Here is a 21,644-nt window from a genome sequence, read left to right on the forward strand (position 1 = left end):
TAAGATTGTTTTATTAACCTAGAAAGGTAAAGGAGGGAATATCCCATGAGAAAGAAATTCTTTCTAACAAGTGCTGCAGTATTGTGGGCTGCAACAGCTATGGCGAGCGTCCACGCAGCAACCGATGTTCAAAAAGTAATCGATGAAACCTATGTACAACCAGAATATGTCCTAGGTTCTTCTCTATCTGAAGACCAGAAAAACCAAACTCTTAGCAAACTGGGCTATGATGCATCAAAAGACACCAAAGATATCAAAACTATGACACCTGATATCTATTCGAACATTATGAATGTGGCTAATGATGCTAGTCTCCAGCTCTATTCGTCAGCCAAGATTCAAAAACTGGGTGATAAGTCGCCTCTAGAGATCAAGATTGAAACGCCTGAAAATATCACCAAGGTGACGCAGGATATGTATCGTAATGCAGCGGTGACCTTGGGAGTAGAGCATGCTAAAATCACAGTTGCAGCTCCTATTCCAGTTACAGGTGAAAGTGCCCTGGCAGGGATTTACTACTCGTTAGAGGCCAATGGTGCTAAAGTACCGCAAGCCAATAAAGACTTGGCCCAAGAGGAGCTAAAAGCCTTATCAGATATCAATGCTGAAAACAAGGACAAGTCAGGTTACGATGCCAATAAACTCAATGTTGCTTTGGCAGATATCAAGGCAGGAATCGCAAAAGCAAAAGAAGCCAAAGGCAATCTGACAGAGGAAGATGTTCGCAAAATTGTAGAAGACACACTAAAAAACTACAAACTTGATCAGGTTATAACAGGAAACCAGGTCAATATCATCATCAATTTTGCGCTCAATCTCTCAAAGAGTGACATTTTGAACAATGCTGATTTCACCAAAACCCTAAATGATCTCAAACAAAGCATCGTTTCACAAGCTGGAGATAGTTTTAAAAATATCAACCTCAACTTTGATGCCAATAAAGCGCTAGAAGAGGGGGGCAACTTCTTTAGCTCTCTTTGGCAAGCCATTGTCAACTTCTTCAAGAGTTTTGGTGCTTAGGTCATTTCATGATATAATAGATGGTAACAGAAATGTTGCCGTCTTTTTTGTCGGCCGATAGAAAGTGAAAAATATGTTAAAGAAAAATGATATTGTAGAAGTTGAAATTGTTGATTTGACCCATGAAGGTGCTGGTGTTGCCAAGGTAGATGGTTTGGTTTTCTTTGTAGAAAATGCTCTTCCAACTGAGAAAATCCTCATGCGTGTCCTTAAAGTCACTAAAAAGATTGGCTTTGGGAAAGTTGAAGAATACCTTGTTCAATCACCTCATCGTAACCAAGACCTTGACCTAGCTTATCTGCGTTCAGGAATTGCTGACTTGGGGCATCTTGCCTACCCAGAGCAGCTCAAGTTTAAAACCAAGCAAGTCAAAGACAGTCTCTACAAAATTGCTGGTATTAGAGATGTAGAGGTCGCTGAAACGCTGGGTATGGAAAATCCAGTCAAGTATCGAAACAAGGCGCAAGTTCCCGTTCGTCGAGTGAATGGTGTCTTGGAAACTGGCTTTTTCCGTAAGAATTCCCATGATCTCATGCCTCTGGAAGACTTCTTTATTCAGGATCCAGTAATCGACCAAGTTGTAGTAGCCCTACGTGACTTACTCCGTCGTTATGATTTGAAGCCTTATGATGAAAAGGAACAGTCTGGCTTGATTCGCAATCTCGTTGTGCGTCGTGGTCATTACTCAGGACAAATCATGGTCATTTTGGTGACAACTCGTCCGAAAATTTTCCGAGTGGAGCAATTGATTGAACAACTAATCAAGCAGTTCCCAGAGATTGTCTCTGTCATGCAAAATATCAACGACCAGAATACCAATGCTATTTTCGGCAAGGACTGGCGTACGCTTTATGGTCAAGATTACATTACCGACCAAATGTTGGGAAATGATTTCCAAATCTCTGGACCAGCCTTCTATCAGGTCAATACAGAGATGGCTGAGAAACTCTATCAAACAGCCATTGACTTTGCTGAATTAAAAGAAGATGATGTGGTCATTGATGCCTACTCAGGAATTGGAACCATTGGTTTATCCGTTGCTAAGCATGTCAAGGAAGTTTATGGTGTTGAAGTGATTCCAGAAGCAGTTGAGAATAGCAAAAAGAATGCGGCAATCAACGGGATTGCCAACGCCCACTATGTATGTGACACAGCTGAAAATTCTATGAAGAATTGGCTCAAGGAAGGTATTCAACCAAGTCTTATCCTAGTAGACCCACCAAGAAAAGGCCTCACAGAAAGCTTTATCAAGGCAAGCAGCCAAACAGGAGCAGACCGCATTTCCTATATCTCCTGCAATGTCGCAACCATGGCGCGTGATATCAAACTTTACCAAGAATTGGGATACGAGTTGCAGAAAGTACAACCAGTGGATCTTTTTCCGCAGACGCATCATATCGAGGTTGTAGGACTGCTGGAGAGAAAGGGATAAAGCCCACCGTTTCAGGGGTTACAAAAGGCTTGATATTCGGTCTTTTTTGAATTTTTGAGTGAAGTATAAATCTAACAGCCTGAAGTGATGTAGCAGGATTGATAGTGGTAAAGTATGAAATTTATTCCCACATACGCAAAGGGGGTGCAAAATGTTCCAACAGGTAGGGTGTCTGTGGGAATTGTTTTGCACCCCCTTTTTTTGATTTTCTGATATCACCAAGATGGTCGATGGAAGTAGGAGTTCAGTAATTGATACAATAGTCTACAATGAAATGCATTATAACCTAGTATTTTTATATTGAAAGATGTGACATGCTTGATTGAACACATCAAATAGTGGGAAGTTTTCAATCGATTTATAAAGTTGAATCAAAATTCTAAAAAACACTTGCAATCTGACGAGTTTGTGATACAATATTGACTATAAGGTTATCGGGAAGATGACCAAGTCAAAAAAGGAGAATAATGATATGCCAGCAATTTCGTTGACCCCAGAACAGTTAAAGTCTGAAGCACAAACTTATACCAATGCTTCTGAACAATTGAAAGATGCCATTAACAAAGTTTCAGGCGCAAATGGTCGTCTCCAAGGACAATGGCAAGGTGCGGCTTTCCAATCTTACTTGGAACAATTCCAACAATTATCAGTAAGCGTAACTCAAATGGAACAACTTCTTGAAAGTATCCATGCACAATTGAATCAATACGCCGATACTGTTGCTGAGCGTGACCGTCAGGATGCAACTTCATTTGGTTTGAATTAATCATCGGTGAACGGCGCTTCGAAAGGGGCGTCGTTTTTTGCTAGTTATAAGTGGAAAAGGTAATAATGAATAGTCCTCATAAAGAAAAACGATACTTAAAAATTTTAACTGCAGTAGCATGCGTATCCCTGTTATCAGGTTCTCTTGTTTATTTCGCATTAAAGGATCAGAGCCTTCACTATTCAAGTGAGATCAAGCAAACTGCTAAGGTTCAATATGCGCTTGTGAATGAAGATAAAGGTGCAAGGTTTGAAAATACTGATTATAATTTAGGCTCGGATTTTGTCACTTTAATTAATCAGGATACAGAGAATAACTGGGAGACAACCAATCGTAGCGTGGCTGAAGCAGGATTGAAGTCAGGTCAGTTTGATGCAGTTATTACTCTTCCGTCAGACTTTTCTGAGAAATTGTTGAGCTTAGAGAGTGTTTCTCCAGAAAAAGCCACTGTTTCTTACCAGATTCGCGAAGGGCAAAACGAACAAGCTAATCAGGCTGTCCACAGTCAAGTTAATACAGTCTTACAAGGATTTAATCAACGGGTGGTTCGGATGTATTTTTCGAGCATCATTCGAAATCTTTCAGATGCACAGACGAATGTGAATCAGATGGCAACTACAGAGTTATCTCAAAATACGTTCATCATTTCAAATATTCAAGCTCCATTTTCGACCCTACCAGATTCATTTAGAAGTACTCAATCCATTGCAAATAGTCTGAAGACGGATAATGAACTCTTTAAGACCCAACAAGAAGCTTTTGTTAAATCAGTCGCAAGCAGCATGGAAGCGAATAACAACTCTTTAGATGCTTCTGGGAAAGCCCTTGAATCTACAACAAACTCTGTGAATGAGTTTTCAAAAGAAGCTAATACTCGTCTTGAAAAGTCAACCAACCAATATAAGGAGCAATCTGAAAAAGATAAGGCTGCCTTGGAAAAACAATGGACAGATGATCAGAAGCATTATTCTGACTTGTATAATGCCCTTTACACTGTTGGGAATGCTAAATTAAAAGAATTGCAGTTTTCCGATACGGCAACCGGTTCCTTTATGGCAGATTTCAAAGCTAAGGCGGGGGAGTATAAAACTGCACAAAGTAAGGTCAAGGGGAACTTAGAGGCACAAATCACTTCTTTAGAAAAAGAAGTAGCGGAGCTTAGAGCACTCAGGGAGACCATTGCAGAGACTTATTATGGCTCTAAGGATTTAAGTGATCAGACAGCTACTGATAAAGATATTCGCTCGGCTATTTTGAACTTAATGACGAAGCCAGAAAACCGAAGCAAACTTCCTAAGCAGTATATTGAGGCAATTGCTAGTCGCCTACCGATGATTTCATCTGGAGATTTGAGTGCTCTCATTGCTAAATTAGAGCAAGATAAATTGATCTCATCAGATGAGGCTACAACTTATCGTAATGCACTGAAAATTGTGTCTAACTACAGTAGCGAGTTGGGTGGCTCTTTAGGACAAAATACAACCTTTAAGTATCTGTCCTCAGCGGCTACTGTTACTAGTCCAGTGACCTATCCCATTCACCAAACTCTAGAATTTGATCCGTCAACTGGTAGTCAGACAGTCCAATTGAACATCGATGATGCAAATATGGGGAATCTTGAACTGGAAGGTGTGACGAAAGATTCAATTGAAGCCTCTATCCGTCAACAGTTAAAAGATACAGGCTATCATGTGACAGCTGCAGTATCAGGAAATACAATTCAAGTCACATTTATTAATGAAAGAACGGCGTCAACTACTCCTGTCGCCTCTTCGGACTCAGGGGGATCAAGTACTTCAAATGCGGATGCAAGTGATGCAGCAACATCTACAAATTCCACTTCTACAAGTGAAAGTACGACAGCAACGCCAACTACTTCACCAAAAGTCAGTCAACCAAGCTATGCGACACTTCCTAAAAAGGTGAGTGTCACGATTAGTGGTCAGATAAAGTGGAATTTATCTGATGATGTGAAAAAGAATTCCTATAACCAAGTAGGTTATAGTTGGACAGATGGAAGTTCAGTTCAAGCTAGTGCTCAGTTATCTGTCTTTAATGGTAAGTATGACACTTTGGCTGAGGATTTACCTGCGATTCTGAAAAACTTCCAAAACCTAGACCTTACTGCCCAACAAATCGTTACTCTATTTGCATCACCAGGGGCAAGTTTAGATATCAATCAATTTGCAAGCACGCTATCAAGTGGTACTCTCGTACAAAAGGCTAGTCCAGATTCTGTATATAGTCTCTACAATAATCTAACTGACGACGAACGGGCTTCAGAAATATCGGATGTTTTAGTTACTAAGTATCGGCTTACAGGAGATAATTTATACAAACAGGTAGATCAGCAATTAAAGGATGTAACAGATATTCTAGGTGAAAAAGAAAATCCTAAAGAAGGCACCCTTCGTCAAGTGTATCAGTCTCTCCCAGACTCAGATTTGCTTGTTAAGCAAGCTTCTGCCTTAAATACCTGGTATGGGGAGATGCAGAAGGTCTTAGATGAGGCTCATAATCAGTGGAAAGATTCTGAGAAACTTGCTTATGAATCAGTTGTCAATGATCAAAATCCACAACCAGAGAAGATGAATACCTCTAAGCTGGAAGAAGAAGTGAAGTCACTTTTGTCTCAATACGATAGCTTACGAGATAGTTCTAAAAAAACTGCACAAGCTACAGCTGATGGAGCTGCTCAGGTACGAGATATCTCACCACAAATCCAACAGTTAAACGAGACAACAGAATCGATTCAAAAGTCCGCAGATGGTGTCCTTTCCAGTTTGAATCAGAGTGTGAAGGAAACAAGTGGTACAGTTGAGAAAAATACCTCTTATGCAGAACAGTTTGGAAAGGTGCTTGCCAATGCGAAAAGTGGAGGTGCTGATAACAAGCAAGTGTTCAATTTCTTATCCGATCCAATTACTACAAAAGTCACAGAAGGTAAGACACAGGCAGCTAGTCACATTTCCATCATCCCCTATTATATGACCTTGTTGTTATCGGTTATTTCTTTTGTGATAGCTATGACGATCGGACGCTTTGTTAAAGATAGACAGGAAAGGGAAGAAACTGATCTTTTGACAACGAAAAAGTGGGACTTGAAGCTTCAAAGTTTCTTACCGACAATCATAACAGCTACTGTTGGTTCGATTTTGTTTTCAGGAGTTACAATAGGAGTAGCAACAGCAGCTAATGGATTCTTATGGTTCATTTATAGCTTTATGTTAATGGCAAGCTTGATTTTAGTGCTATCTTACAGCTTGAAGAAAGCTCCGTATCCGACTTATATTGTATCTGCATCCCTCTTAGGTTTTTATCTCCTACTAACTCCTATTTTGGGAGTGGCAACTCAATCAGGAAGTTTCCTTAATTTCTTATATCGACTGTCTCCGTTACAAAATATTGAAAACGGCTTTAGTTATCTCTTGGTCGGTGGTAACTTAAGCATTGTAACGATTCTTCTACTCTTATTATTTGTAGGCATCGGAGTTAGTCTCAATCTCTTTACAAGAAAGAAATAAGGCTCTTTGTCAACTGTAGTGGGTTGATAAAAAGTTACAGCCTGGAGAGGACCAAATTGGTTCTCTCCTTTTTGATATTCAAAGAGCGATGAGGATTCTCGTTTTAAAATTTTCAAAGTTCCGGAAGCCAAAAGCATTTCGCTTAATGACTTTGATGAGGATATTTGTGGTTTCAAGTTTTGCTTTTGAGTAGGGAAGTACAAGTGCATTAATGATCTTATCCTGATCTCTCAAAAAGGTCCTAAAAATGGTCTGGAAGATTGGATTGACAGAAGAAATAGTTTCCTTGATTAATTCAAAGAAATAATCAGCGTGCTTCTCTTGAAAATGAAAGAGTAAAAGCTGATAGAGTTCATAGTGATCTCTAAGATCTTGAGAGTAAGAGAGAAGTTTTTGAGAATCTCTTTATTGGTTAAATGCGACTGAAATGTTGGACGATAAAATCGTTTACTGCTCAGCGTATAGTTATCCTGTTGAATGAGTTTCCAGTAACGTTTCAGTGCTTTATATTCGTGCGATCTTCTATCAAACTGATTCATAATTTGGATGCGTACGCGATTCATTGCTCGGCTGAGATGCTGGATAATATGAAAACGATCGAGAACGATTTTAGCATTTGGAAAAAATTTTCTAGCAATATCGTAGTAGGGACTAAACATGTCCATGGTAATGACTTTCACGCGACTTCTTACCTGTCTAGAATACCGAAGGAAATGATTGCGAATAGTTGCTTGAGTCCGTCCATCTAAGATAGCTAGGATCTTTCTTGTATCGTAGTCCTGTGCAATAAAGCTCATCTTTCCTTTCTTGAAGCTATATTCATCCCAACTCATGTGTTCTGGAAGGTGGTTAAGATCAGTCTTAAATTTGAATTTATGTAACTGACGAATGACTGTAGAAGTGGAGACAGATAAACTTTCGGAGATAGCTGTCATAGGGACTTTCTCAATCAATTTTTGAGTGATTTTCTGTTTGACGATGGTTGCGATCTAGTGATTCTTCTTGACTAAGGAAGTCTCTGCGACGGCTATTTTTCCACAGTTTTTACAGCGGAAACGGCGTTTTTTCAATCGAATGAGAGTCTTGTAGCAAGCGCATTCGAGGTAGGGGATTTTGGATTTTTTGAAAGTCATATTTAGCCATTTGTCCTTGACAGTTGTGACATTTAGAGGCAGGATAATCGAGCTTAGCAATGACTTCTTTATGCGTTCCAGCGTCAAGATAATCTAAGATAATAATATTTTTGTCTTTAATTTCAAGTATGTTTGTGATAAAATTTAATTGTTCCATAAGATTCTTTCTAATGAGGGGTTGGTCACTTTTTCATTATAGGTCTTATAGGGCTTTTTTTCTACAACAAAATAGACTCCATAATTCCTACAGTGGTTTTACCCACTACAGAAATTATAGAGCCAGAAATAATCAAGGTAAGGATCCGTAAGGATCCTTTTTGTTTTCTTGTGAGATGGTGTGATTTGTAGTATAATAAAGTTATCTTTACCAAGTGGGGAAGGAGATTTATGAAGAAGGTTCAAGTCATTTTTAGTCTATTATTGTTGTGTCTTTTTCTTAACTCAGGTGATGTCCGAGCAGATGATGGAAGTCTTGAAATTAATAATCAAACCATCCATGATCAAGGGAACAGTCCTCAGACTACTAAGTCTAAGAATATTCCTGAATTATTTTTAGAAGATAGTGTGAAGAAAGAAAAACAGCTACAAAAAGCACAGCAAGAGAATGTTCATCAAGCGCAGTCCTCTCTTTTTACCGGGACTAAAGATACTAATAGTTTTCAGAGTCAGGATAAGGTGACGCGTGGCTTGTTTCAAGCAGATTATAGAGCAGATGAAGCAATTTTGACTGGAGAGAGCACCTCTAACACTTCGCTACCTACTTGGCTATCTATTTTAGGATTTGGAATAGGTCTACTTGGAGTGACCTATCTAGGTGTTTGGCTAGGTAGGAAGTACTCAAAAGTGCTTCGTTTTAAGAAGGAGAGTGTGTGATGAAGACAATTACGGTTGGTATAAAATGGAGAGACCAAATATATGATTTGAAACTTCCAACGCAGGTTTCATTCAAGAGAGTAAAAGAGCTGATATGTGAGTCATTTTCAATGATGAACCAAGAGCTACCAAGTCACTTTGATCTTCAAGTGACTAATAAATCAATTGCCTTTTATGATGATGACCAGATAGCGGACTTTCCTTTAGGAAACGGAGATCAATTAGAAATTGTAGGGAGAAAGAAATGAAAGTACAAGAGACAAGTATCCAATCCAAGTGGTCGAAAGAGGCTGGTGAACTAGAGATTAAGTTATCCGCTAATCAATTTCAACTGAATCGGATGAAGCAGTATCGATTCTTTTTAGAAAGCACGGCACATTTAGCTCAAGGAGCAGTGAAAGAAGAGGCAGAAGAGGTCGTTCGTCTTTCTTACCAAATTCCAGCAGGTTATCAGTCGATTCGAGAAGCTGTTGAAAATAAAGAAATCTTAGAACGCCTTCATCTTTTTCAAAAGTTACAATTCTTAAAAGAAACTGTCGATCAGCCTATGAAACCCTTTATTCACCCAGATAATCTGTTTGTGAGCGGGGAAAGTGTCCTTTTAGGACATAGAGGGATGACAGATAGTGTGGTTCCTTTTTCGCTCATGAAAGAGGACTTGTTAAAGCAATATAAGGCTTTAGCTGTGTTCATTTTACAACCTAAGCTCAACTTTGAAGAGTTAATTGATAGTCTTACGACGGTAAAAAATGCTTTTGCGGAAACTCTTTTTAAAGCGGAGACTTTTGATGAAGTAGACCATCTCATTAGTGAGCAGGCTCGTATCCAAGAAGAGAAGCGTCAAAAGGAAAAACTGTTTGTCTCGAAAAGGAACTATCAATTGTTTAAATGGGGTTCTTTAGGACTCGCAATTGTAACAGTTGCGATGGGGATTGCAACAGGTATTTATGCTTTTTATGTGGTGCCTAAGCAGGATAAAATCATTCAGGCTGAGACGAGTTACATTGCTAAGGATTATACGGCAGTGGTAGAAGGTCTTAAGTCAGAAGCTCCAAATAGTCTTCCGAAGGGAGTCCAGTATACACTTGCGGCTAGCTCGTTAGAGTTAGACAATCTGACTCAAGAACAAAAGGAAGCTGTATCTAGAAACTTGTCACAGAAATCTAGTGAGAATACTCTTTCTTATTGGATCTATATCGGCCGTGGAGAACTTGAAAAAGCACTTGATATTGCTCAAAATATTGGGGACATTCAGTATATTCTTCATGCTTATACAAAGCTCTATGATCAGGTCAATACAGACAGTACGATGAGCGGAGCGAAAAAGCGAGAACTCCTTGAAAAGTATCAAAAAGAAATTGATAAGTTACAGGAACAATTAAACGGAAGTTCAAAGGCAAATAGTACATCAAAGGAGACTAAAAATGGCAACTAAGGGCAAACAAGCGACTTGGAGTCAAAAGCTGTCAGATGAAGAGGTTCTTTGGCATGTGTTTTCGTTTAAAGAATGCTTTGAGTACAAAGAGTTGACCGAAAGGGCCTCCTCAATCAATATTGGAGAAAGTCATATCTCAATTACTGAAAGTGGTCTTGAAAAGGACGGAATCCCTTGGGCTGGTCAGGAGGAGGAAAGTCTGGTAGCCATTCCACATGAACAGATTCAGATCCATTCCTTTACCTATCCTAAGCAGGACTTACTCTTTTCTAAGGAGAAGAAAGCAGATGTTTGCCTTGAAAGTCAAGCTCTCCTTTACCTGAAGGTTAAGGAGAATACCTATCATCTCTCTGGATCATCTAATGGAGCTAAGGTTTATCTAAATGGACAAATTCTAGAGGAAGTTGATGCCTCTATTCAGGTAGGGGATGTTTTGGTGGTGGACTGCTTTCTTTTCTCATTTCGAGAACATCAGATCCATTTCCTGCCCTTGAGCAGACAGCACACTATCCAATCTGATCATTTGTTTGAAGAACCTTATAAAGCTGAGTTTCCACATGAGTTTCCTAATTATCGTAGAAGTCCACGCATTTATCTAAAAGAGCCTGAGGATAAGGTGGAAATCAATTCACCAGCACCAGAAGAAAAACTTAGACGTGGTGAGCTATGGCGTGCGATCGTACCGCCTGTTGGAATGGTGGTGATTAGCGGAGCCTCTAGTGTCTTTATGCAGGGAAATGCCTTGCTTATGATGGGAATGGCCAGTGCCAGTCTCTTGACAGCTGGATTTTCAGTATCGAGCTATTTTACCAATAAAAAGGAAGTCAAAGAGAAGAATCAGAAAAGAAACGATGATTATCAAGAGTATCTCTTAGAGACAGGAAGCCAATTGAGTCGTCTAAAGACGGAACAAAAGAAAGCCTTGACATATAATTTTCCATCGGTTGATGAATTAGTGGATTTAGTAGAAAGTTACAACCCACGGATTTATGAGAAGATGGTGACAAATGATGACTTTCTAAAGGTTCATTTGGGAACTGGAACGATTGATTCTAGTTATTCCTTACGTTTTCAACCAACCAATCGCAAGGAAGACTGGAGCCGCTTTGTCGAGAAAAAACTGGTACAACCTCATATAAAATTAGAGGATGCGCCTATTGTCCTCTCTCTACGTGATCAGGCTTTGGGATTAGCGGGAGTAGCTCCTGTCTTACGAGTAGCAGTTCAAACGCTATTGTTTCAGATTGCGGCGCTTCATTCCTATCATGATGTAGAGTTTGTGACCTTGGTCTCCCAAGAGGAATACGAGAATCACTGGCGAGAATGGCGCTGGTTGCCTCATGCGCAAATGCGGAGTCTCAATCTACGGGGACTTATTCATGATGACCAGACTAGGGACATGATCTTGACCTCTTTTTACCAGATGTTAGTCAAGCGTCGTCAGGTCGTTCGGGAACAAAAGCAGGAGCAAATCTTCTCGCCGCACTATGTCTTGACGATTTTGGATGAGTCATGGCTGTCAGGACATGGGCTCAATGAATTTCTGGCAGAGGATATGACCCAATATGGGGTGACGGTTATCTGGGGTAAGGAAAGCCTTAATATGTTGCCTGAGACGGTGACGGCAGTGGTTGATTATCAAAATGGAGAAACAGCCAAGCTCGTCAATAATCATCATATCTATGTCAACCAAGACTTTAAGCCTAATCGTCTGCCTCAAAATGGAAAACTTGAAGAAGCGATTTACCGTTTGGCCAATCTCAATCATATCGAAGTGGAGAAAAACTCGATTCCAGATACGATTTCCTTTATGGAACTCTACGGTGTTAAGCAGGTTGAGGAATTGGATGTGGAGAAACGCTGGCAGGCGGCGGATGCATCTAAGTCTCTCGCTGTACCTCTAGGTGTTCGAGGGAAGGATGATATTGTGCTGCTCAACCTTCATGAGCGTGCCCATGGTCCACACGGACTAGTTGCAGGGACTACCGGCTCTGGTAAGTCTGAGATTGTGCAGAGCTATATTCTGTCTCTAGCTGTTAACTTTGCGCCAGAAGATGTTGGATTTCTTCCGATTGACTTCAAAGGGGGAGGAATGGCCAATCTCTTTGCCAAGCTGCCTCACTTGATGGGTGCTATTACCAACTTGGATGGAGCTGGGACGGCTCGTGCGCTGAAGAGTATTCGTGCGGAACTTCAAAAGCGTCAGCGTCTCTTTGGGAAATTCGGTGTCAACCATATCAATGGCTACACCAAGCTCTATAAAAAAGGAAAGGCACTTAGCGATCCAGAGGAGAAAAAGACCTATCCGACAGAGCCTTTACCTCATCTTTTCCTGATCTCAGATGAGTTTGCGGAGTTGAAGCAAAATGAACCAGAGTTTATGGCAGAACTCGTCTCCACGGCACGTATCGGACGTTCCCTAGGGGTTCACCTGATCCTTGCGACTCAAAAGCCATCTGGAGTGGTGGATGAGCAGATCTGGTCTAATTCTCGCTTTAAGCTGGCGCTCAAGGTTGCCGATCCTTCAGACTCAAATGAGATTATCAAAACGCCAGATGCGGCTAGTATCACTCAGCCTGGTCGTGCTTATCTTCAGGTCGGAAACAATGAAATCTATGAACTCTTCCAGTCAGCATGGAGTGGAGCGGATTATCAGCCTTATAGTGATGAAGGTAATCAAGTAGATGAACGGATTTGGTTAGTGAATCAACTAGGGCAGAGCGAACTCTTGATTGACGGAAATGACGGGGATTACTCGGTTGAAGAGACACAAGAGCGGGAGACAGAGCTTGAAGCTGTGATTGATTATATCAATAGGGAAACGGAGCGTCTGCAAGTCATCCTCCCTGAAAAGCCATGGTTACCACCTCTTGGAGAGGAGCTAGTAGGAGCGGCAATTGACCGTCAGGCAGAGTGGACAACACCACGTCAACTCTCCATTCCACTAGGCATGCTGGATCTGCCAAGTGCTCAAAAGCAGGAGGTCTACCACTTTGATATTGAGGAGTTGGGCAATACCGTCTTATATGGGTCCCCAGGCCTTGGAAAATCAACAGCTCTTCAAACTATCCTCATGAATCTGGCTCGTAGAAATACGCCTGAGCAAGTTCAGTTTAACCTTTTTGATTTTGGGACGAATGGTCTCTTACCAATTAGAGAGTTGCCACATGTGGCGGATCTGGTTCGACTAGATGAGGAAGAAAAGCTCCTCAAGTATCTGAAACGTCTGGATAGTCTTATGAAAGAGCGAAAAGCCCTCTTTACAGAGGCTGGCGTGTCTAGTCTGTCACAGTATGAGCAAAAGACAGGTCAAGCTCTCCCTGTTCTTCTCAACTTCTTTGATGGCTATGACTCAGTACGGGAAAGCCCATTAGAGGAGATCATCGAGTCAGCTGTCAACCAGCTCCTACGTGAGGGAGCTAGTCTGGGTATTTATACTCTGATAACCGTACTCAGCGCTAGTAGCTTGCGTTTACGGATGAGCTCGACGATTCCCAATGCTTTGAGCTTTTACTTAGTAGAAGAAGGAGCGCTTCGGACGGTTATGGGACGTGATGCCCTGCCAGGCCAGGAAATTGTCGGCCGTGCTCAGGTGAAACAGGAAGAAGTTCTAGAGTTACAAGTCTATCTGCCGATAGAAGGAAAAGACGATATCGACCGTCTTTCTCACTTAACAGCAGAAATCCAATCGATGAATCAGGACTGGCAAGGCTTACGTCCAGAAGCAGTACCTATGTTGCCAAGTAAGATTTCTACGAGTTTCTTTGAAGATCACGAGGAAGTTCAGGATATGTGGCAAAGAGGCGAGTTGCCAATTGGTTTTGACAAAGAAAGTACACACCCGGTTGGCTTTGTGCCAAAACGAGACGGCTACTTTGAGCTTCTCTATGATACTATGCAGCAGCTAGAATATGGCGAAGCAGCGCTTCTGACAGGCTTAGAAAAAGTGCCTAGTCACATTAAAAAGTTCTTGGTGGATCCAACAGGAAACTACCATCAGTCGGAAGGGCTGTTCGACCAAGTATTTGTGGGCGAGGAAATCCCTGGTTTCTTTATGGATATGCAGTCTGAAGTGGATGCGCGCACGCCAGCTGATTTGGATTATCCTATCTACATCTTGATTCCAGAAGCACAAGCCCTCAGCAAGCTTATGAATCTTAAGATGACAGAGGATGCCTTTAAGGCTCTCCTACACAAAGGAGGGACCGTTGGGCTCCACTTCATCTTTATGGGTGAGCTTCGTCAGATCGTTAATGGCTATATGGAAGTGGATAAGATTCTGAAGGTTAATGTGCCTGCAGGCTGTATTGGTATTCGTTTCCAAGACCAGAATGTTGTATCCATTAAGAGTAGCTTCACAGAATCGGTTGTTGGAGTGGATGAGTACAACTACTTCACTAGCCGGGATGGTTATCGTATCAAACTTATCAGTGAGTAAAAGCGAGTCATTTGGCTTGCTTTTATTTTTAGGGTACTTTCCCAATCCTTATGGTAAAACATCAGAATTTTTGATATAATTAGAGAAAAAATGGAGGAGTTTATGTATGGGACGATACGATAGTGCTATTGCGAATTGTCATGCGCAAATTCGTTGGATCCGTTTGGATATACGTACTTATGAGGATAAGATAAGACGGTTGGAATCTGCGAATGATCGTATTCAGAGTCAGATGGATGTTGTTAGTAAAAACAAGACTTCTGCGAGTGATTTGAATAAGCACTCTACAACTGATTTCAAGGGAACCCGTCGGGAAGATTTTGATAAAACGTTAGCAGGAATTTCCGATGCGATTACAACTTGGTTGACAGATACAGAAATGAATTGTAAGAGTATTCGCTTTAAAATATCAGAATATAATGGGAATATTGAAGATTGCCAGACCAAAATTAATAGTCTGAATAGCCAGATTGAATACTATCATCGCTTGAATAGGGAGGAGGACTAGTATGTCAGGTCAAGCAGAAATATATGTCCAAACAGAAGAATGGGCTGGACAGGTCGGACGTTATCATTCGGGTGTTGCCTCTGTTCGTCCACTATCTACTCTTCCTTTTTCCTATACAGATTTATCTCCTTTTAAGAACTTTAATCAAGCTATTCAGAATTTAAATACATCTGTCATAAAATATCGAACTTATGTGAATTCTCAATCCTCTAATATGCTTAGGGTTTCTGAGAATAAGTTGTTGGATGATCGTTCAGGAGCCGATGGATTTCAAGATGGGATTAGATTAAAATGAAGACAGCAGAACAAATTTGGAAAGAGTATTGTGACGGTAATACGGCATTTCCCACTACAGATTTTTTACATCAGATAGCTTTTATTTTAAAAAATCGTCCAGAGGTATTGGGCGCAATCGTAAAAGCTTTTTTGGATAAAAAGCCAAACTATATTTATCATCCGCGGATTGGCGCTGATATTGAAGTGACTTTTTTACCGAAAGAAGTGTATATTTGTCGGAACGAGACAGATATTATGCTAGCTAAAAGTGAATTTGTCCATTTTTTAGATGGGGTTGATAAGGTTTATAGTGACATTCTTCCCTTGGGCACATTGGTTGAGATTGATAAGGAGCAGCTATCTCAAGAGTTAGTAGTGTCACTTTTAGGCGATGAGCCACTTTATGTCATGATTATGGGGCGAAAAGTCGTTTTCGACGGAGCTTATGTGGATTATTTAGCACAGTTCTGGCCACTTGGTCTTCAAGCAGAGCTTCCACCGATGGCGATTCATAAGACCATGATCAAACGAATTATCGCTCAGGGTTATGCGGAATCAGAAAAAGAAAGTTCCTATGTCGGTCAATTACGGGAAATATTGATGAAAACAGCTATTCCTTCCCACTTTTATCTACGATTACAGGAGGAGTTAGACGATGAAAATCAAGCGTAATGAGTTGGAAAGTTTAAAGAATTTTCTCTATAAACAGACCCAAGCTTTCGAGGCTGATTTGGCTGAGGCACAGTCGACTGCGCAGAGTCTTGCCTCCAGCCAAGCGCTGCGTGGTGATGTCAAGACTGCGATTAACCATGAGTTGAATTATTACAACCTTCCCCTTCTTCAGGGCTATGTGGATTATTCTAATCTGCTTTATACTGAGTTTGACAATCTGATTTCTGACTTTTAATCAACAGTCGGTGAGAAAAGCGCAACAGCTGTCATCAACAGTGAGGCCTTAACTAGCTTGAAGCAGAGTGTGGATGGTCTCCATTCCTCCATTGTCCGGGATATGGATGCGACGAATAAATATTATACGGAAATTTCTGACTTGATCTTACTGAAAGCTCCCAGCAAGGATAAGCTAGATCGGGCTATTGAGGCGTCGAAACAGTCGCTTTCCGAGACGGAGAAGCGCCTGGCTGCCTTCAATGGCAAGCAGGCCACAAGTGAGTTAGATGCGATTTTAAACAATCAAAATAAGGGCTTAACGAAGGTGAGTGGGACGGTTACCATGGCCAGCCCTTATCGTAATCCTGAAGCGCTTGATATCTATCGTAATCCTCATTTCAAGAAGGCGGCAAACCGCTATCACCAGAAAGTGGATAGCCTAGCAAGGGCTTACTTCCAGAAGAATCATCCAGGCGTTGCATTTGACAAGGACAAGGCAGGGATTGAGGAATTGCAGGCTCTTGCGAGGGAGGTGACTAAGAAGGCGGAGTATGGAGAGGAAATCCCACCTGGTCTAGAAAATAGAGAGGATGGTTCATCGAATCAAAACTTGCCATCTTATTTATCGTCTTTATTTGGAGCGTTTAGTCAAGAAGCTTTAAAAAGTTTTATGACAGATAAAGCTATAAATGCGTTTATTCAATCTTCTTGGGAATGGTTGACACATAGTCCCCAAAATATGCAATATGGTTTGCTGGGAGCTGTTTCAGGCGGTGGGACTTATACTATTCCAGTTGATGTTAATCCTATATATAGTGGATTTGTTAAAGGAGTTGCTAAATATGGCGTACAGACTCTAGGGGCTGCAGTGGATTTTGGCATGCAAGTTGCAGATGGAGAAAATATTGGTCATGCAGCAGTAAAGACTGGAGGACATGTAGCGATTGGTATTGGCGCTGCTAAAGTTGGGGCAGCTATAGGTAGTGCTTTTCCGGTGGTTGGTACAGTAGGTGGAGCAGCAATAGGTTTTGTTGCAGGAGTTGCAGGATCAATGATTTTTGACTGGGTGTATGATAGTGTTGCAAAACCTTTTATAGATGATACCATTAGTAACATACAGCATGCAGCTGATACAATAGGAAAGACGGTCAATGATGTTGGAAAAAATATCGGCGATGCTTTTACAGGAATGATGAGTGGTTTGGGAAGTGTATTTGGGTGAGATGATGAAAGATAATTACGAAATTATTCCTGTAGGAATCTATCAAAAGCAATCTGTTTTTTATGATAAAAGCAGTCAAAAATTACTAATCAGGATAGATAAAAAAGAAAGCAGCTATAGTCAATCTTTCTTAGTGATGATTATACTGTTTATGTTGCCAATAGTTAGATGGTTAAATCAATATCTATTTATAAATATTTTATTATTTAATATTTTAATACTGATATTTGGGACAATTGCAGTTTTTTCTGTTTCGCGAATCTACGTTAAAAAGTTGTATAGAGGGATAGAATTATCTGATTTATACCTGTCGAGAGAATCATATGGTATATTTCTTCATCAAGAAAAAAGAAATGCTAAGATTGCGATGATAACTATCATATCTTTATTTCTAATAGTTACAATTTCTGCTATTCTATATTTACTGACATCAATCTTTTTATTCTTATTTGTTTCCGTCGGTTTACTTTTTCCTTTTTGTTTATTCTTAAATACAAAAACGAAAGAACGATATATTATTTTAAATCAATTGATAAAGGAGTTAAAGAATGAGTAATTATTTACCTATTGGAAGTGTTGTTCAACTACAGAACGGTGATACTAAAGTGATGATTATAAATCGGTTTCCACTTTACAATAGTCGAGGAACAATTGGATATTTTGACTATTCAGCTTGTCTTTATCCTTCTGGAAATACGGATAATCAAGTTTATTTCTTCAATCATGAAAATATTGACAAGATTTGGTTTGAGGGATATATTGATGAAGCAGAGGAACAGTTGCAGGAGAAATTTATAGTAGAGAAAAAGAATATCTCATATCCAAGATTGACACTTGAGCTTTAGTAGTATCGATCAAGAGTAGCCTTACGGAGGCCATGGTTGGAAGCGAATTTTCTAAAGAAACTATAGGATCTTTTTTGGATCATGTTAAAGGGAAAGTTATTGAGGAATCTAAAAATATAGGTCGTTCACTGGCGGCGACTTTGCAACCGCGTGATGCCGCAGGAAGATTTATAAAAGATAGTTCAAAAATGAGAAATTGGCTAACTAGCACGCTGAAAAAAATACCGAATTCTACCAGTAAAGTTCTTGGAAATGTTGCTAAATGGGGTGGAAGAGGACTTGTTGGTCTAGGAATGTGGTCAGAAGGAAGTGACCATTATAAAGAATACCATAATGTTGGTAGAGCAGTTAGTTATGGCTTAACGGCCAGAACAGCTGGCTGGGTAGCCGGTCTTGCTGTGGGTTCAGCTTTGGCTGGAGCTCCAGTTGTTGTTGGTATATTTGGAGCTGTAGCAGTGGGGGCAGCTGTTTCTGTAGGTGTAAAAGCTCTGTATAAAAATGTGAAACCATTTAGAGCTGTAGTTGATGGTGCAGGAGATCTTTTAAACGGAATAGGAAAAGGAATATCTAATATCGGAAAATCATTTAGCAATCCACTCAAAGCAATTAAAGGAGTTTTTGGATAATGGAGAAAAAAGCTAACTATGTAGCCCGTGTAGTGGGGCGGCTGGATAACCGTTATTATCTAATAGAAGTCCATAACCGTCTTTATGTAATAGATTATTTTAATCCAAAGGACATCCGAAATTATTTGTGGAGATTTAATACGTATAATAATACGGAATACTTAATTTATGATGTGACGGAACAAGTTGAACAGTATGAAGTAAAGCCATTTAATATATGGTTAGAAAATTTTAGGAAAGTATTTGATATTGTGTCTATTGTTTTGGTATTTTGGCTCTTATTCTTTCCTCCAAAATTCGCAAATAATCCCATGATTTTTTCTTCATGGCGAATTATTCTTATTTTATTTTTTATCGGAGCTTTGCTAATTTTTCTAGTTTTAAATTTAGGAATGGATAAAACTCTTAAATTTAATTTTCAGGATGCATTATTATTACGAGCTACAATAAAAGAAAATAAGAAAGGATCTAATTCCTCATTTTTTAAGGTTATTCAACATTTAATAACTTTTATATTGCTTTTCTCAGGGTGTCTTTTCATTGGGATTTTCAATTCAAATTATCTCACTCTGCTATTATTTACCTTTATTGGAGGTTATTCAATTTTATTTATCTATGCTATATCAATACAATATAATTTAAATCGTTTTAAATTTCATATTATTAAAAATAAACAGGAGGCATAAAATGTTATTACCATTAGGGAGTATTGTTTACCTAGCAGACGGCAACCAGAAAGTTGTGATTATTGGTCGTGGAATGATTGTTAATCAGGAGGGGGCAGATGTTGTTTTTGACTATACAGGCTCTTTTTTTCCAGACGGTCTCAATCCAGAAGAGATTTATTATTTTAACGAAGAAGATATTGACGAAGTCATATTTGAAGGTTACCGTAATGATGAGGAAGAACGCTATGCAAAGCTTTATCTACAGTGGTTGGAGGAAAACAAGGAGAAAGTGGTAAAAGGAAGAACGAAATAGTATCATTTTTATACTATTATTTTTACCAGAGTAGCTTCACAGAGTTCGTTGTCGGAGTCGATGAGTACAACTACTTCACCAGCCGAGATGGTTATCGCATCAAACTTATCAGTGAATGAAAGCGAGTCATTTGACTTACTTTTATTTTTCATTCTCCTTATGGTAAAACATCAGAATTTTTGATATAATTCTATTAACTGTAAGGTTTAGTCAAAAGAGGTATAAAGATGAGTGATTTTGAAGAAAAGCGGCTTGCTAGTAATGCTTATAATCGGGCGCAAGCGAGTCGTTATGAAAGTTTGGCGAATCAGTACCAGAAAGCATACGATAAGAAAAAAGCAGAGATTGAGAAGTTAGAATCTGCTAGAAAAGAACTTTCTAAGCAAATTCAATCCTATAGTGAGTTCCGCAATACAGTTTCTCAATACTCTACAACTATTTCTACAGATACCTTTAAAGGGACAAGACGTGATACATTTGATAAGACTTTATCGAAAATTGCGACGACGATGAATACGCATCAAAATGAGCATGAAATGAATTTGGCGAAGTTGGATGCAGAGATCGCAAAGCGAAAATTGGAGCTAGGCGATTTAGGTGGTGCTATTGGAAGTGCTTGGAATGCGGTTGAAAGCTTCTTGGCAGCTATTTTTTAGGGAGTAGGATAGATGGATAAAATAGGAATCAGTTCGGCTTCTTGGCAACGTGTTGTTACCTCAGCACGGACTAAGGTCGCATCTGTATCAGACATTCAAGTGACAAAGATTGGAAAAACTACCTTGAATCGGATGAAATCTTTTGAGACCCTTCAAGAACAAGCGAAAAAAATTCTGAGTGATTATAAGGATTTTGAAATGGAGCGTACTTCTCAAATGATTACGGTTGGTGAGAAGATTGTGGCTGATGATAAAGCCATGGCCGGTCAGTTTGATAAGAATACAGCCAATGTGAGGTTTAAGTAATGGTTCAATACGATAAGAATAAGATTTTTACAAGTATTATTACTAGTCGTACGAGAGAGACATTCGAAGTAGATGATACTTTAATTCAACTTGGTCAACAATTAGGAATGCGTCCGCAGATATTAAAGGGACTCTATAAGGCTCTGAGAAAATTAGAGGATGTCTATGAGTATGTGCCAAGTTTCGGTGCAACTTTTACTTGTCATTTTGATTATGAAAAGCAGGAAGCTCAGATCCATTATAATCAACTAGATCAACTATTTTCCATCACGGATTTACAGGATTTCATGGGGATTGTGGACAGTGTCTACAGTCCTATTTATCCTTTAGGTTCTGTTGTTGAGCTAGATTTGGAGTTATTGCCAGAAGAACTCCAGAAGAGCTTAGCGGAGGGACCAGGACCACTCGTTACGATTTCAGGCCGCAAGATGCCTCTTCAAGAAGGATTTGATGACTATGTGGTAGACTACTTGGCTCGCATCTGGCCCTTGGGTGAGATGCCTGGAATGGATGCTTTTTTCGTAAGTAACATGATGATTGAGCGACTTCGTTTTGAAGGCTATAGTGACGACTGGGAAAGTCAGTTCACAGAGGATGTTTTACGTGCGACTCAGCTCTCCCAGCAACAAGTATCGACTGCCTTTATGCGCAGCGAGGATTTTGTTCGGTATTATGAGCCGTATTTAAACACGGAGGAAGGCTAATGGGATTTTAT

General features: G+C 39.9%; 20 protein-coding genes and 2 pseudogenes. 21 read left to right on the top strand and 1 reads right to left on the bottom strand.

Annotated elements, in window-relative coordinates; translation table 11 throughout:
- The first annotated feature begins 45 nt into the window (after positions 1–45).
- The 4 genes from E2R31_RS09630 to esaA all read left to right on the top strand — a co-directional run bounded on the left by E2R31_RS09630 (position 46) and on the right by esaA (position 6,742).
- The gene (locus tag E2R31_RS09630; protein WP_132974210.1) at positions 46–1,020 is read left to right on the top strand and encodes a DUF1002 domain-containing protein; all 975 of its coding nucleotides are present in this window, start codon (positions 46–48) and stop codon (positions 1,018–1,020) included.
- A gap of 73 nt (positions 1,021–1,093) precedes the next feature.
- Entirely contained in the window at positions 1,094–2,452 is a 1,359-nt protein-coding gene (gene rlmD, locus E2R31_RS09635; RefSeq protein WP_132974212.1) for a 23S rRNA (uracil(1939)-C(5))-methyltransferase RlmD, read from the top strand.
- Between the two features lie 472 nt (positions 2,453–2,924).
- The gene (locus E2R31_RS09640; protein WP_084948610.1) at positions 2,925–3,218 is read left to right on the top strand and encodes a WXG100 family type VII secretion target; all 294 of its coding nucleotides are present in this window, start codon (positions 2,925–2,927) and stop codon (positions 3,216–3,218) included.
- 65 nt (positions 3,219–3,283) lie between these two features.
- Positions 3,284–6,742, top strand: a complete 3,459-nt coding sequence (esaA, locus tag E2R31_RS09645; RefSeq protein WP_132974214.1) for a type VII secretion protein EsaA — start codon at positions 3,284–3,286, stop codon at positions 6,740–6,742.
- 34 nt (positions 6,743–6,776) lie between these two features.
- On the opposite strand, the pseudogene E2R31_RS10175 reads toward esaA, so the two are convergent.
- A pseudogene (locus E2R31_RS10175) lies at positions 6,777–8,032 on the bottom strand (ISL3 family transposase).
- A 230-nt stretch (positions 8,033–8,262) separates the two neighbouring features.
- Between E2R31_RS10175 and E2R31_RS09655 the strand changes: the two are divergent.
- From E2R31_RS09655 to E2R31_RS09735, 17 genes and pseudogenes are all read left to right on the top strand, one after another.
- Positions 8,263–8,748: a type VII secretion EssA family protein gene (locus E2R31_RS09655; RefSeq protein ID WP_084948607.1), complete on the top strand. Its 486-nt coding sequence runs from the start codon at positions 8,263–8,265 to the stop codon at positions 8,746–8,748.
- On the top strand, positions 8,748–8,996 hold the full coding sequence (locus E2R31_RS09660) for an EsaB/YukD family protein (protein WP_084948606.1): 249 nt from the start codon (positions 8,748–8,750) through the stop codon (positions 8,994–8,996). The genes E2R31_RS09655 and E2R31_RS09660 overlap by 1 nt, the downstream gene beginning before the upstream one ends.
- Positions 8,993–10,183, top strand: coding sequence for a type VII secretion protein EssB (gene essB, locus E2R31_RS09665; protein ID WP_084948604.1), 1,191 nt, complete (start codon positions 8,993–8,995; stop codon positions 10,181–10,183). The genes E2R31_RS09660 and essB overlap by 4 nt, the downstream gene beginning before the upstream one ends.
- Complete coding sequence (gene essC, locus E2R31_RS09670; RefSeq protein WP_132974216.1) at positions 10,173–14,621, top strand: type VII secretion protein EssC; 4,449 nt, start codon at positions 10,173–10,175, stop codon at positions 14,619–14,621. Before essB ends, essC begins: the two co-directional genes overlap by 11 nt.
- A gap of 106 nt (positions 14,622–14,727) precedes the next feature.
- Entirely contained in the window at positions 14,728–15,129 is a 402-nt protein-coding gene (locus tag E2R31_RS09675; RefSeq protein ID WP_084948601.1) for a YwqH-like family protein, read from the top strand.
- 1 nt (position 15,130) lies between these two features.
- Positions 15,131–15,424 carry a penicillin-binding protein gene (locus tag E2R31_RS09680; RefSeq protein WP_084948600.1) on the top strand — a complete coding sequence of 98 codons (294 nt, stop codon included), beginning with the start codon at positions 15,131–15,133 and terminating at the stop codon, positions 15,422–15,424.
- Positions 15,421–16,077: a DUF4176 domain-containing protein gene (locus tag E2R31_RS09685; protein ID WP_132974218.1), complete on the top strand. Its 657-nt coding sequence runs from the start codon at positions 15,421–15,423 to the stop codon at positions 16,075–16,077. Before E2R31_RS09680 ends, E2R31_RS09685 begins: the two co-directional genes overlap by 4 nt.
- Complete coding sequence (locus E2R31_RS10035; RefSeq protein ID WP_132974220.1) at positions 16,061–16,312, top strand: hypothetical protein; 252 nt, start codon at positions 16,061–16,063, stop codon at positions 16,310–16,312. Before E2R31_RS09685 ends, E2R31_RS10035 begins: the two co-directional genes overlap by 17 nt.
- Before the next feature lie 27 nt (positions 16,313–16,339).
- Positions 16,340–17,515, top strand: a pseudogene (locus E2R31_RS10040) (LXG domain-containing protein); the annotation flags it as partial.
- Entirely contained in the window at positions 17,490–18,071 is a 582-nt protein-coding gene (locus E2R31_RS09700; protein WP_239822341.1) for a hypothetical protein, read from the top strand. The pseudogene E2R31_RS10040 and the gene E2R31_RS09700, both read left to right, overlap by 26 nt.
- A complete protein-coding gene (locus E2R31_RS09705; protein ID WP_084948595.1) occupies positions 18,064–18,360 on the top strand; it encodes a DUF4176 domain-containing protein in 297 nt (98 codons plus the stop codon). The genes E2R31_RS09700 and E2R31_RS09705 overlap by 8 nt, the downstream gene beginning before the upstream one ends.
- Before the next feature lie 32 nt (positions 18,361–18,392).
- Entirely contained in the window at positions 18,393–18,986 is a 594-nt protein-coding gene (locus E2R31_RS10045) for a hypothetical protein (RefSeq protein ID WP_243701305.1), read from the top strand.
- Positions 18,986–19,672 (top strand): hypothetical protein, encoded by a 687-nt coding sequence (locus tag E2R31_RS09715; protein ID WP_132974224.1) that lies wholly within the window; start codon positions 18,986–18,988, stop codon positions 19,670–19,672. The genes E2R31_RS10045 and E2R31_RS09715 overlap by 1 nt, the downstream gene beginning before the upstream one ends.
- Before the next feature lies 1 nt (position 19,673).
- On the top strand, positions 19,674–19,967 hold the full coding sequence (locus E2R31_RS09720; RefSeq protein ID WP_132974226.1) for a DUF4176 domain-containing protein: 294 nt from the start codon (positions 19,674–19,676) through the stop codon (positions 19,965–19,967).
- Positions 19,968–20,194: 227 nt separating this feature from the next.
- Positions 20,195–20,623 (top strand): DUF5082 domain-containing protein, encoded by a 429-nt coding sequence (locus E2R31_RS09725; RefSeq protein WP_070842359.1) that lies wholly within the window; start codon positions 20,195–20,197, stop codon positions 20,621–20,623.
- A gap of 12 nt (positions 20,624–20,635) precedes the next feature.
- Positions 20,636–20,929, top strand: coding sequence for a hypothetical protein (locus E2R31_RS09730; protein ID WP_000357787.1), 294 nt, complete (start codon positions 20,636–20,638; stop codon positions 20,927–20,929).
- Positions 20,929–21,633: a DUF4176 domain-containing protein gene (locus E2R31_RS09735; RefSeq protein ID WP_084948586.1), complete on the top strand. Its 705-nt coding sequence runs from the start codon at positions 20,929–20,931 to the stop codon at positions 21,631–21,633. The genes E2R31_RS09730 and E2R31_RS09735 overlap by 1 nt, the downstream gene beginning before the upstream one ends.
- Positions 21,634–21,644: the final 11 nt, after the last annotated feature.

This window comes from Streptococcus downii (assembly GCF_004353325.1).
Classification (GTDB): domain Bacteria; phylum Bacillota; class Bacilli; order Lactobacillales; family Streptococcaceae; genus Streptococcus; species Streptococcus downii.